The sequence below is a fragment of the Bacillus sp. AFS037270 genome (assembly GCF_002585305.1).
Genome location: NZ_NUNF01000037.1, coordinates 14,287 through 28,224, shown reverse-complemented (window position 1 = coordinate 28,224; position 13,938 = coordinate 14,287). Strand labels below are relative to the sequence as shown.

The 13,938-nt window shown below is 39.1% G+C and carries 13 protein-coding genes; 1 reads left to right on the top strand and 12 read right to left on the bottom strand.

Features of this window, described 5'->3' with window-relative positions:
• Positions 1–143: 143 nt before the first annotated feature.
• Positions 144–1,343, bottom strand: a complete 1,200-nt coding sequence (locus COD92_RS18265) for an MFS transporter (protein ID WP_098527204.1) — start codon at positions 1,341–1,343, stop codon at positions 144–146.
• A 219-nt stretch (positions 1,344–1,562) separates the two neighbouring features.
• On the opposite strand from COD92_RS18265, the gene COD92_RS18260 reads away from it, so the two are divergent.
• Entirely contained in the window at positions 1,563–2,120 is a 558-nt protein-coding gene (locus COD92_RS18260) for an NUDIX domain-containing protein (protein ID WP_098527203.1), read from the top strand.
• 98 nt (positions 2,121–2,218) lie between these two features.
• On the opposite strand, the gene COD92_RS18255 is transcribed toward COD92_RS18260, so the two are convergent.
• The 11 genes from COD92_RS18255 to COD92_RS18205 form a co-directional block, all read right to left on the bottom strand.
• Positions 2,219–3,280, bottom strand: coding sequence for a Gfo/Idh/MocA family protein (locus COD92_RS18255; protein ID WP_098996436.1), 1,062 nt, complete (start codon positions 3,278–3,280; stop codon positions 2,219–2,221).
• Between the two features lie 19 nt (positions 3,281–3,299).
• The gene (locus COD92_RS18250; protein WP_098527201.1) at positions 3,300–4,163 is read right to left on the bottom strand and encodes a sugar phosphate isomerase/epimerase family protein; all 864 of its coding nucleotides are present in this window, start codon (positions 4,161–4,163) and stop codon (positions 3,300–3,302) included.
• Between the two features lie 120 nt (positions 4,164–4,283).
• A complete protein-coding gene (locus COD92_RS18245; RefSeq protein WP_098527200.1) occupies positions 4,284–5,657 on the bottom strand; it encodes an extracellular solute-binding protein in 1,374 nt (457 codons plus the stop codon).
• Positions 5,658–5,754: 97 nt separating this feature from the next.
• Complete coding sequence (locus COD92_RS18240) at positions 5,755–6,636, bottom strand: carbohydrate ABC transporter permease (protein ID WP_098527199.1); 882 nt, start codon at positions 6,634–6,636, stop codon at positions 5,755–5,757.
• Positions 6,637–6,647: 11 nt separating this feature from the next.
• The gene (locus COD92_RS18235) at positions 6,648–7,595 is read right to left on the bottom strand and encodes a carbohydrate ABC transporter permease (protein WP_098527198.1); all 948 of its coding nucleotides are present in this window, start codon (positions 7,593–7,595) and stop codon (positions 6,648–6,650) included.
• 129 nt (positions 7,596–7,724) lie between these two features.
• Positions 7,725–8,708 (bottom strand): Gfo/Idh/MocA family protein, encoded by a 984-nt coding sequence (locus COD92_RS18230; RefSeq protein ID WP_098527197.1) that lies wholly within the window; start codon positions 8,706–8,708, stop codon positions 7,725–7,727.
• Entirely contained in the window at positions 8,709–9,716 is a 1,008-nt protein-coding gene (locus COD92_RS18225; RefSeq protein ID WP_098527196.1) for a Gfo/Idh/MocA family protein, read from the bottom strand.
• A 45-nt stretch (positions 9,717–9,761) separates the two neighbouring features.
• A complete protein-coding gene (locus tag COD92_RS18220; protein ID WP_098527195.1) occupies positions 9,762–10,754 on the bottom strand; it encodes a Gfo/Idh/MocA family protein in 993 nt (330 codons plus the stop codon).
• An 11-nt stretch (positions 10,755–10,765) separates the two neighbouring features.
• Complete coding sequence (locus tag COD92_RS18215; protein WP_098527194.1) at positions 10,766–11,608, bottom strand: sugar phosphate isomerase/epimerase family protein; 843 nt, start codon at positions 11,606–11,608, stop codon at positions 10,766–10,768.
• Between the two features lie 303 nt (positions 11,609–11,911).
• Positions 11,912–12,883, bottom strand: a complete 972-nt coding sequence (locus COD92_RS18210) for a Gfo/Idh/MocA family protein (protein WP_098527193.1) — start codon at positions 12,881–12,883, stop codon at positions 11,912–11,914.
• Positions 12,880–13,905: a Gfo/Idh/MocA family protein gene (locus COD92_RS18205; RefSeq protein WP_480254280.1), complete on the bottom strand. Its 1,026-nt coding sequence runs from the start codon at positions 13,903–13,905 to the stop codon at positions 12,880–12,882. Before COD92_RS18205 ends, COD92_RS18210 begins: the two co-directional genes overlap by 4 nt.
• Positions 13,906–13,938: the final 33 nt, after the last annotated feature.

The following is a 13,938-nucleotide window of genomic DNA, read 5'->3' as shown; positions in this document are numbered from 1 at the left end:
TGGGGTGAATCCAAGTCCATTACTGTTTTACCCGCAATACCCGCAAACGTTTCGGGATTATTCATTTTTCCACTCCCCTTCCATTAATTACTTCACAAATTCCGGTGTGTAAAAAGAACCCCTTCAAGGTGATAAACCACATTTTATCCTGTTATTCCAACTGAATCAGAATCTTTCTTTGCCTTAACTCGATGAATGAATACAAGTCCAACCATCAAAATAATGGACGCCGAAACCAATCCGCATGGAATGATGAAGATTCGAGGCTGGTAACCAGTAATGAAAAATGGCAGAAAATAACCAATCAAAGAAGCTGTTTGAGATAAAAATACATATAGACTGGATCCAAATCCAATGCGGGTATGAAACATACGCTGGACATACCCCATTGCTACCCCGTATAAAACAGAAACGAAGAAAGAGTATAGGGGCTGGACGAGAAAGAAAACCCATATCGGCGGTTGTACAGAGTACAATAAATATGTAGTTAATGCACATATGCTTCCAATCATGATGACGAGTTTACTACCGAACTTATTGGCCCAATATCCTGCAACTGTCATAAACAGTAATTCAAAAACTGCCTGAACACTCCATAAGTAAGACATGATCTGGGGTGCTTTAAACAATTGAACGACCACAAGCGGTAAATAAAGTCCTCTTAATGCGTCAGCACAGGCGAGCAAAAGAAGAGCAAAAAGCATGACGAGGGAGAAAGGTTCACCTTTTATATTTGATATGGAGCTTTGAGCCTCATACTCTTTGTAGATGATAAGTACCACGAACAAAGCTGCATATCCCAGAAAGTTCCCCCACAAAACACTTTTGAAATCGCCAATAATATATAAATTCGCTCCTACTAGCAATCCAGTAAAAAAACCGACACTAAGCGTTGCTCGAAGCCAAATTTGTGCCATTTCATGAATTTCGGGGGCTAGGGTCATAAAATGATTTCGTGCCATGGCAAAAAACTGCCCCATAATAAGCCCAGAAGGTGCGACAGCAAAAACCATACCAATCAGCGTTACCATATAGGTTGACGCATTCATATAAATTAGCAATCCGGCCATACAAACGATACAGGCAAAGATGGGCAGTCGCTTCTTTCGCTTGATTTTATCGCTGATTATACCGACCACCATGGTCGTTACCATATTTAGCAATAAAGAAATAGAAAAAATTGAAACGATTTCGATTTTAGATAAACCAATTCCATCACGCATATAGACCGCGTTCATGGGTGCCAAAATCCCCGTTCCAGTACCGTAAAAAAACATACCAATTAGTAGAATCCAAGCTCCTTTGATTTTTAAAAATAATTTAAAATCGGTGATTACTGTCACTTTTTTAGCACCTGCCCTGTAAAATGAAATTTCTACTATATTAATTGGATTTTCGACTTATAAACACCTGAATAATTATGTATTAAAAAACTCACCAACAATTAAATCACTTTGTTTGCTTTAAGACAGTGAAAAAATGACTATTGTAAAGGATATATATTAATTACGTCGAAATTGATTATTACAAGATGTTTTTTGAAGAAGAAAGGATGGGCAAATTTGTCAGCAAATTTCTGTTTAAAATGTGGTACTGGCCTGGAATTTCGTGATATTGACGGAACAAAGCGAAAGGCATGCCCCCGTTGTGATTTTATATTCTGGGGTGACTATAGTGTTGGCGTTGGAGCATTAGTCATTAAGGATGAAAAGTTCCTGCTAGTGAAACGAGCACATAATCCTGGAAAAGGATACTGGACTAACCCAGGCGGATATATCGAACAATTGGAATCGATTGAAGATACGATTATACGAGAGGTTGAGGAAGAATCAGGAATTAAGGCAAAAGTAAAAGGAATTGTTGCGATTCGAGATCTTCCACGTAACATTCATAATCTTTATGTTGCTTTTGCAATGGAATATATGGATGGAATTCCAAGACCAGATGGTGTAGAGTCTGATGAGGCAGGGTTTTACAGTTTAGAAGAAATCGAGTCGATGAATGTAGCTCCCTTCACGAGATGGCTCATACAAGTTGCTTATTATGGAGAAAGTAAAGGCTTAATGAAGGATAATGATCCAGTAGTACCTATCCATAATAGTATTCTCTTTAAAGTTTGATAAAAATCACTAAGCTCACGCAACACGACTCAACTATCTTTACCTCTTAAAAAGAGACCATGATAAAACTGTCATGGTCTCTTTTTCCTGAATCAATGTTAGTCAAACGAAATTTCCATTCCTTTTTCACTGGATTCATAAATGCCACATAAAATTTTCATCATCTCTAAGCCGTCATCCACTGGACTTAAGGTCTCGGTTTCACCTAGGCAGGTTAATACGAAGTGATCCATTTCATTTTGAAAGCCTTGTTCGAAGTCAAATGTTAACGAATCTACCTGAGGAGTAATGTTCAAAATCGTATTGTGCTTTTCAGTAATGATCGATAATTCTGGTTCAACTTCGAGTCCTCCCTTTTCTCCATACAGTTTGACTGAGATTTCATTCTGTTTTGCATGGAGAGTAAAACTGACATCTACCATTAAAGAAGCCCCGTTTTCAAATCGGATCAGTGCATTTGCCATGTCTTCAACGGTATTGATTTCCGGATTATAATCTGCAGCTTTATAGAATGATAGATTTTTAATATTAGATCTGTTCCCGAGCTTAGAGTAGGTATTCCCGCTAATCGACTTTACTCTCGGTTTCCCCATTAAATACCAGCAAATATCAATCATGTGTACGCCAAGATCAATTAAGGGTCCCCCACCTGATCTTTCGATATCTGAAAACCAACCGCCTGGATTTCCGAGTCTTCTTATGCAGGAAGCTTTGGCATAATAAATCTCACCGATTTCATCCGCATCAATAAAATCCTTTAATATCGCTGTATTGGACGCATATCTTCTGACAAAACCAACTTGAAGGATTTTTCCGGTTTGTTTTACGGTTTCTTCAATTTGCCTTGCCTCAGCTACAGTGGTACTTAATGGCTTTTCTACTAGAACGTGTTTCCCTGCTTTTAATGCGGCAATGGCGATTTCCGCATGGGAGTGATTCCATGTACAGATACTGACCGCATCAATATCTTGATCAGCTAGTAATGACCGATAATCTCCATAGACTCTGGCAGCACCATATTTATTTGCCTTCTCTTCTGCTCTTTCTGTATTCTTGTCACAAATGGCATATAACTCGGCTCTTTCATTTTTTTGATAGGACTGCAGATGCATATCCGAGATGGACCCAGCACCGATAACACCTATTTTAAGTTTCCCCATTACTCATTCTCCCCTTCTATTAAACTTGTTCCCAAATTCTCCGAACATTGTCTATGCTAATCTTTGAACCCTTCTTACAATCTTCCATACCTTCAAATTCTATGGAGATATAGCCGTCATAATTTGAGTGCTTAATCACTTTAATTATTTCATATATATCAATGTCCCCGTGGCCAATGATGGAGCCTCTTAAATAATTCCCAGAAGTTGTTTGAAACCATCCCTCTCCAGGGTTATACTTTTCAGGCCGGTAATAAAAATCTTTAATATGAATCATTGAAGCATGTTGAATATTTTTCTTCACTGCTTTGATAGGGTTTTCATCTACACAAAGAAAATTTCCGGTGTCTAATGTGGTTTTGAAATTAACCTTATTTACACGATGAAGCAGAGCTTGGACACGGTCACTAGCTTGAACAAAATATCCATGGTTTTCAACACTAGTTGTAATACCATATTCGGCTGCATAATCGGCAATTCTTTTACAAGCATCAGTGAGCCTTGGTAAATCTTGTTCAAATTGTTGAAAAGAAGTCTCTCCGATTGGTCTCCAAGCCACATCATGACGCATAAGCTTTACCCCTAGCCTGTTTGCAATATCCACTTGTTTAAATACTCTTTCTACTTCTTGTTCAAATTGCTCTTCATCCTCCGTAATAAAGTTAGCTCCAATGGCATAATTAGAAATCTCAATGCCGACATTTTCTGCTTTTTGGCGTATCGCATCTGTTAAATCAGAATTTTCGTCCAACGAAAATCCCATTGGGACGATTTCAATATGTTCACCACCTTGTTCCGCAATCCATTCGATTGCTTCAAGGATATTTAATTCCTTTGACTTAAGGGCTGAATATAAACTATAAGAACTTAAACCAAGTTTCATTTTCTACCTCCAATTATTTAAACATAAGTGCAATCCATATTATGATACCTTTGACCAACGGGAAAAAATTATCATATAAAGCAGAGGAGTTTTTGATACTCCCCTGCATCAACGATTGTACTATTGATTAGCAGACCACTTTTCAGCACGTTTTTGTAAGTCATTCAAATAGGATTTAATATCTGGAGCATTTCCGTTACGCGCCTTACTAATAAAGCCATTGATGGCAGGTACGATTTCACTTCCGAAAAACGGATCTGCTTCATCTAAGAGAGTCGATTTAGAAACTTGGGCGATTTCCATCGCAGTTTTCATATATTTATCTTCTTTTGATACGAAACTAGCATCTGTAAGGGTTGGAGTAAATTTGAAATTATCATAGGTATATTTTTGGGTAATAGGCCCTGTTAGGAATTTTAAAACCTCCCAGGATGCTTCCACGTTTTTAGCATCTTTTGCCATTACAAATGGGTCTACAGCAACCCATCCTTCACCATTAGGACCTAGATTTAAGGTTGATTCAAAACGATCAAGCAATTTGGTATTTTTATTGGCCATGACTTCGCCCATCGTGCTTGCACCATTTGCATCTAAATGAATAGCGATATCGTTATTCTCCAAGCCAAAGTTTTCATTTCCTTGGGTATTCAAAATACCTGGCGGTGCATATTTTGCAGCCTCTTTTAACCATTCAAAGGCTTTGGCCATTTCTGGTGAATTCAAATTCCATTTGATATTTTTTAGATCGTTTAATGTCCCTTCTCCTCCAGTTGCTCCATACGCATAACTTAAAGCTACAAAAGTGGATGCGTTTAAAGCTTTTCCATCAAACCAAATACCATAGTTCTTTTTACCGGTTTTAGGATTTTTCCCAGTCATTTTCTTTGCTGTTTCTAAAATTTCTTCAGGAGTTGGATTGTTCGATAAGTAATCTACTCCCCATTCATCAAAAAGCTTTTTATCATAGATAATAATACGTCTTCCGAGCACAGCTGGAATTCCAAAATGAACTTTTTTGTCAAAAGATTTTGTACTATAGGAATTTTCCCAAACACCTTTTAAATACATGTTAGGATCAAAGGACGAATCTTTTTCAATCAATGAATCTAATCCTTTTAACAGCCCTTGTTTCTGCCACTGGGAAGCAAATGCCCCACCCGTATAAAGAATGTCAACATCTCCAGATTTTAACATCGCAGTTTGTTTTGCTTGAGCATTTTCCCAAGGCACTTGATATAATTCTAATTTAATATTTGGGTATCGTGGTTCAAATTCTTTCTTAAGAAAATCTTTTAATCCCACATTCTCGATACCAGTGATAGGATCAATACCACTTTCTAACTGCCAGCCTGCCAGAGAAACACGAACGGTGCCCTTAACTTTCGAAACAACTTTAGCATCACTCACTTCTTCCTCTGTGCTGCTTGTAGTAGAACATGCAGCTGCGGTTAACATAAGTAATGCGATAAAGATAAGATAAAGCTTTTTAACCATGGTACCTTCCCCCTTAAAATAGATTGATAAGTTGTTCTCACTAAAATAATTAAGAGCTGTGTCCTTTTCTCTACATCTCTAATCTTAAAAAAGCAGATTATTGTTTGATTCCTGACAACGCAATGCTTTCAACGATATAGCGTTGCAGGAATAGATAAAGAACAATTACCGGCATGAGACTCGCTGTCGTTGCGGCCATTATGACGGAAGGTAATGGCAAATCTTTGTTGTACGAAAACATCGCTATTCCCAATTGAATGGTATATTTATCAGGTGTTTTCAAAGCTAATAAAGGCCAGAGTAAATCATTCCAAACAGCTAAAAATTGTAAAATGACCATGGTGGCTAAAACGGGAATACATAGAGGTAAATAAATCTTTAAAAATACAATAAATTCGTTAGCACCATCAATGATCGCTGCTTCTCGCAAGCTCCCTGGAAGTTGATCGATAAATGATTTTGCCAAAAAGGTTCCAAATGCATAATTTAATGCGGGTAAAAAGAAAGACCAATAAGTATCTAAAAGCTTAAACTTAGCAAACATTAAATATTGCGGAATCATCGTCATTTCAAAGGGGATCATCATGGTACTTAAAGCGAGTAAAAGGACAATATTGGATCCTTTAAATTTCAACTTTGATATAGCATACCCTGAAAATAACGCCGACATAAGACTTACTATGATGACTCCTAATGACACGATAAGAGAGTTAATCATATATTTTAGCATTGGGATATTCGTGAAAGCCATTTGATAGGTTTTAATCGAAAACTCTTCAGGCCAAAATCTTGGCGGGAATGGAATTTTAAGTCTTGCACCCCAATCAAAACTGGTTATAACCATCCAAATGAAAGGTATGATCATAATTAAGGATCCTATTAGTAAAACAGCTATTAGTACCCCATCAGCAACTGCTTTAGGACGAAACAAAGAATGTTTTCTGATAGGTTTGTTTCCATTAATCGTTGTGATCTTCATTGTTTCCCCCCCTAGTCGAGATTACTTTTTTTATTCGTGAACATTAGGACAATTGTCAGAACAAGAATAAAGAAAAATAAGATATAAGAAGCGGCAGTGGCTATTCCCATTTGTGATGATAGAAACCCATTACGATAGATATATAGAACTGCTGTCATTAATGAGCCTGCAGGGTTCCCAGCAGTTCCCCCGATTAACCAAACATCTGTAAATCGCTTCATGGCATTGATAGTTCCAATAATCACCATGAATATAATAATAGGTTTTAAATACGGAACCGTGATATAGAACCATTTTTTCAGCCAATTGGCGCCATCGACCTCAGCAGCTTCATATAAGTCTTTTGGTACACTTGTCAAAGCTGCAATAAATATAATCGTGTTATATCCCAGCATTCCCCAAAGTGTCATAAGAACAATACTGAATCTTGCATATTTTGGATCTGTAAACCAGCCGATTGGTTCAATTCCGACTAAGCCTAAAACATAATTTAATAATCCTTCCTCTCCTGGATTAAATAGAAACGTGAAGAGGATACTGGTTGCAACTAGCGACACGACATTAGGTAAAAAATAAACTCCTTTAAAGAAATTTCTCCATTTTGACTTACTGATATTGTGGATCAAGCTTGCTAAAATGAAAGAGAAGGTAACACCAAAGAAAACAGATAAAATCCCCATATAAAATGTGTTATAAATGGACTTCCAAAATAAAGAGTCTGTTAATACATATTTATAGTTACTTAAACCTGTCCAATTTCCCTCAAATGATTTGGATGATTTCTTAAAACTGAGAATTAAGGCACCAATCATAGGATAAATTGAAAATACGGCAATTCCAATTAATAAGGGAGCTGAAAATAAATAACCTGCCAAATCTCGGCGTGTAAAAAACTTCTTTCGACTCAGCGTGCTCGGATAAGTTTGGGGATTGATAGACGACTTTATTTCAACGGACATAACCTCACTCCTTCCGTATTGATTTGGAAATACGCATGAAAATAAGACGGAAAATTCTGAAAAATAGGATTAAAGGAATCTGAGGACAGCAGATTCATTTCCACATGACTGACTCTAGTAATAAAAAGGTTAGATTCTATTTAAGGTAACAACTTTTTTCTGTTTGTCTGATTCATAGGCTGCTTTTACAACTTCCAACGTTCTTAAGCCATCTTCTCCCGTAATGGATGGCAGCCTTTTTTCTTTGATACTTTGAAGGAAATCTTCTATCAGCCCCTTATCCATGTCATCAGCCGTGGATAAATGCTGGACTTTCCCTTCCACATCATTGTAGTAGGTGGAATGCTGTTTAAAGGTATCTACTGATAGCGTTCCTTTCGTACCAACAAACTCTAAAAGGACATCACCCCAGGTAGGAAATGTTTTGGGACGCGACCAGCTCGGATCGATGGATACAATAACACCTGATTCAAGTTCTAATGTCACCATTCCACAATCCTCTACATCAATCGAGTAGAATCTCGTGTCAAGCTCAGCATAAACATTTTTAACTTCATCATTTAGAATCCACCGAATAAGATCCATTACGTGAACGATGTGATCGGTTGCGGCCCCGCCTCCCGATAATTCTTTTTCGATAAACCAGCCTCCTGGCATTTGCCCATGGTTTGTCCCATTGATGGCAACAACTTCCCCAATTGTCCCTGAGCGAATGTATTCTCGTACCTTTTGAATCGCTGGTGCAAATCTTACCGGATAGGCAACCTGTAAAATCACTCCGAACTCTTCACAGGCATCGATCATTGCTTTCGCATCTACTACTTCAGTAGCAATTGGTTTTTCGCATAAAATATGTTTTCCTGCCCGTGCTGCTGCAATTACATGGTCTTTATGCTTTCCGTTTTCGGAACACACCACCACTGCATCAATATCTGAATCTAGTAATTGATCTAAATTGGAAAAATATAGACAGTTAAAGGTGTTTGCCATTTCTGTTCCTAATTCTTGATCCTCATCCCAAATGGCGGCAATTTCAACCTCAGGGAACTCTAATAGATGTCTGGCATAACTAAAGGCATGCATATGAGCAAAACTTATCATTCCAATCTTCATTTAAAACACCTCCTTCTTTGTTAGAAGCGAAACGGGCTGCCCCGACTTTATGGATTCAACGGCAGCAACGGCAATTTCTACTGCTTTCATCGCATCTTCAGCAGAAACTAGCGGTTGTTCGTCGTTTTCTAAACAATTCATAAAGTGTTCAAGTTGAAGCTGTAATGGTGTTTTCACTGCGATTGTTTCAGGTACTGCAACATCTACTCTGTTTTGTGCTCCGGCATTTACTAAGTTCAGTTTAATTGGCTTACTTTCCTGATGATTATAAACAATCATGCCCTTGCTTCCAGCAATCTCATAGGCCGATTCAAATTCTTTTTTTGCCCAAGATAATTCTAGATGAACAATGGTTCCACTTTGCATTCGTAAGGTTACTAACGCATACGCGATGGGATTTCCATCTTGCCCCTTTCTATGAACCTGTTTCGCAAAAACCCTTTCTACTTCACCAAATGTCCACCTTACCCAATCAAAGTCATGAATCCCGAGGTCTAAAAGGATTCCTCCACTCTTAACTTCATCGTGATACCAAGAATTTCTGCCTTGTGGATATGGACCGCCTCTGGATAATCGAACGACACCCGGTTCACTAATCAACCCTCTTGTTATTTGATCATGTGCTTGTTTATATTCTGGGAAAAAGCGAAGTGTATGCCCAACGAACAGTTGGACATTACACTTCTGACAGATTTCAAGAACTTCTTTGCACTCGACCTGGTCTAAAGCAAGAGGTTTCTCACAAATAATATGTTTTCCTTTTTGGGCAGCTTTTGCCACATACTCCTTGTGCAAATAGGTGGGTAAACAAATATCGATTACATCCACATCGGTATTCAGTAATTCATCAAAATCGGTAAATGAGCTGCACTTATAGGTTTCAGACAATTGATTTACGGCTTCCTTTTTACGGCCTAAGATCCCTACAATGATAACAGTATTCATTTTCGACCATGTCTCCAGATGTAACTTACCCATTGTTCCTGTACCAATTACCGCGATTTTCACTTTATTACACCTCTCACTTCATTCCGGTTCGATCGTGCGCTAGTTTTATAACGTAATTTTTTCTCCTGCTAAGGCTGACAGCTTGATTGGCAGACCCACTTCATTCGACTTGTTTGCCGCTAATGTAGCAGCAAGAGTTTTTACTCCGTCTTCATAACTTGATAAGAGAAGTTGAGCGTCGCCCTTCATGACCGCCTCAATAAATCGTCTATCCTGCTCCAGATAAAAATCTACCTTCGATTGATAGCTATTCGAAGAATCTTTTTCAGCAATGGTGAGATTTGTTCCATCAATCACCACACGGAAATCCTTACCTAAAATTTCAATGCCAGAACGATGGTCAAACTGAATAATTGAAGAATCAAGATGTCCTACAGCACCAGATTCAAATGTAACATTCACCGATGTGACATCTGGAATATCAATATTAGGTATGTCAGATAAAACCTGTAACCTCATATTGGCATAAACCTGATCAATATCACCCGCTAAATATCTCATTAAATCTAATGTATGGGTGGACTGTTCTACAAGTTGTCCGCCGGATTTATTGATTTCACGGTACCAAGGGGTTGGAACAAATGATGTTATGTAATGTCCCCTTACCATCGCGATCGTCTTATCCTTTAAATAGTCTTTTGCCTTCGCAACTGTATCCAGATAGCGTAAACAATAGCCTACACCACAGATAACCCCTGATTCTTTGATTGCTTTCGCCTTCTTTTGTACCGTTTCTAAATCGAGACCTAATGGTTTTTCTACTAATAGATGAATACCGCGCTTGACGATCTTTTCTTCAATCTCCACGTGCGCAAATGGAGGGACACAGACAAAGACCGCATCTAATGCTTCATTTTCAAGCATCGCATCTAGATCGGTGTAGGCATTGGCGTTAAATTCCAATCCTTTTTTCTTGGCGTTTTCTTCAACGATGTCACATACAGCCACAATTTCTGCATGATTGATTTTTGACACATTCTCCAAATGTACTCCGGCAATTCCACCTACACCTACAAATCCAACTTTTACTTTACTCATCCTGTTTCCTCCTAAAAGTTTCTCACTTTAGAACTACTAGCTAATATGACATCCATATGACGCGCTGTATCATTCGGCAGCTGTTTTGGATTGATGGCATAAGGGCTTAGCTCAGCTGTAATGGTATCGCTATAGCCAATTTCTTCTAGAGCATCGACAACACCAGGCCAATTGACATCACCAGCTAATAGAGGGACAAATCCAGTGATGTTCCCGACTGCTGTACTAAAATCCTTTACATGGACTTTACTGATTCGTTTTCCAAGAATCCGAATCCATTGTTCTGGAAATCCAAACTGGAGGACATTCCCTACATCAAAATATGCTGTTGCATAATCAGAATCTAACTCATCTATATATCGCGCCATTTCAAGCGGTGACAAAAGGAATTTATTCCAGACGTTCTCTATTCCAATGGCAACCTGGCGTTTTTCTGCTTCAACTAGTACTTTTTTAAGTTCTTCTTGACTTCGGTTGTAACAATCATCATAAGACACATCCTTTGAGACTGAACCAGGAACTACCAACACTGTATCAATCCCCATCACACTAGCTAATTCTATTTGCTTTAAGATGACTTTTCTGCCCTGTTCTCTTACATTTGAGTCAGGAGATGATAAGGGACTTTGCCATAATAACCCGGTGGAAATGCTTCTTAACTGTAATCCATAAGACGAGGCTAGGGTAACAATTGCTTCTGCTTCACCTGGTGTTGTGTCCATTGTTAAACCTATTCCGCCAGAATTGTACAGGTTCAATTCAACTGCTTCAAAGCCTGCTTCTTTACTGAATTCGAATACATCTTTCAAAGAAGTACCTTCTGGATAGCACCATTGATTAATACCTTTTAACATGCAATCATCTCCTTCTTTTTTTAACCAAGTCTTTTGTGATTCTAAGAGAGCTTATGCAGAGAAAAATTAAATTTATCCTGCAATAACACCGAGGCGGCTCCAATTATTTCTAACTCATCTCCTAGTGAAGGAGGATGAATCTGTAAGTCTTCTGACAAAGTTTCCATGACATTCTCTAAAACGGATGTTTTTAATTTCCCTGCATTAGACTCTCACTCTTTTCTCGATTGTTGTTGTTTGTGATATCGATCCTGGCAGAGTTCGCATTTGTCCCCACCTCTTTCCGATTTTCCCCACTAACTTTTACTTCAGCTTTACAGGCTGCCGTTTTTCGGCGGATTCATAGGCAGCTAAGGCAACCTCTAGTGCCTTCAATCCATCCATCCCTGTGATCGATGGTTCTTTCCCAGTTAAAGCACTATTCAAAAAGTCACTTACCAATCCAAAATCCATGTCATCGCCCCAATAATTCCAATGAGAACCACTCTTATCATAAACATCCAATTTTTGGGCAAACGCATCGACCTTAAGGGTTCCTTCACTTCCGATAATTTCTAACGTCACGTCCCCCCAGGTTGGATAGGTTTCGTTCCGTGACCAGCTGCAATCCAGAGTGGAAAATACATCATTATCGAACTCAATGGTGAGGACGCCACAATCGTCGATTGTATAAGGTGAGATGGAATTATCAATTTCTGCATACACTTCCCTTGGCTCGGAACCCATGAACCACCTCATGATGTCGACAACATGGACGGTATGGTCAATGACAGCTCCGCCCCCTGATAAGGCTGGATCGACAAACCATCCGCCGGGATTTGTGCCGCGATTTGTGCCTTTAATGGCGAGGATTTGCCCAAGATCCCCATTTTCGATCATCTTTTTGGCGCGAAGAATCGCTGAGTTAAAGCGCACCGGGAAGGCAGTTTGCAAAATGACCTGATTCTGCTTACATACTTCGATCATCTCTTTGGCATCTTCCAGCTTCGATGCGATTGGTTTTTCACACAAAATATGTTTTCCAGCCTTTGCTGCAGCCACGACATGTTCGCGGTGTTTGCTATTCTCAGACGTGATGATCACCGCATCTATATCCTGCTTGAGTAACTCTTGATAACTGCTAAAATATTGAGTATGATAGCTTTCGGCTGCCTTTGTTCCACGATTTTCATCGTCATCTGCAATTCCCACCAATTGAACCCCGTCGATCTTGGTTAATGCATCGGCGTAACTATTTGCATGACCATGAGCAAAACTGATAATCCCTACCTTCATCGGATTTGTGCCTCCTCTTTTTGATTTTCATTTATGACAACCTCTCTGCCGGTTTCAATCGATTTAAGTGCAGAAAGAGCAATTTCCATGGCTTTATATGCATCTTCTGCTGTGACAATCGGGTCCTTACCGGTTTCAATGCAATGAATAAAATGGTCTAATTCAACGAAATAAGGGTTGTGCTTTAACGGACTTTCCGGAACGGCTACGCCACCGCCAGCCGTATGTTTCTTTCTGCCTTCAAATACCACTGGAACAGACTTGGAGCTGTCATGATCAATAATTCCGCTTTGACCCGCAAATTCAAATCGGGTTGTGAACGCTTGATGGGCCCAGGATCCTTCTACATGGGCGATAACGCCGTTTTTAAAGCGAAGAGTCACCAACGAATAATCAATTCGCTTTAGATTTCCATCTTTGATGCTTTTAGCATAGACACGCTCCACTTCCCCAAAACACCATCTCAGGAAGTCAAAATCGTGGATAATCATATCTAACACCAATCCGCCACTTTTTTCATAATCTGCATACCAGTCATCTGATCCGTTCGGAAATCCTCCCCCTCTATAGGTACGGACAACGGCTGTGTTTCCGATTGTTCCTTCCTCAATAATCTTTTTGGCACGTACATACTCAGGAAAGAATCGCACGACATGACCAACAAATAGCTTTACGTCTTTTTCCTTGCAATACTCAATCATTTCTATGGCATCATCCAGGTTCCTGGCAAGGGGCTTTTCACAAATGACATCTACCCCTTGATCGGCAGCTTTTTTCAAAAAAGGCTTATGAAAAGGAGTAGGTAAACAGATCGAAACGACATCAACTTTTTCCAATTTTTCGGTTGCTTCTTCGAATGTTTGGAACGCTGTTGTTTGTAATTTTTCAGCCAGCTTCTTGGCTTTATCCAAATTTTTATCGACGATTCCAGCAAGAAAAGCATTTTCCATTTTGGCAAAGGCTTCACCATGCACATTTCCCATCGTGCCAGCCCCAATTAATAGAACATGTAACACTGTCATCTCTCCCTTAGTTTTATAAGATTGGAAACATCC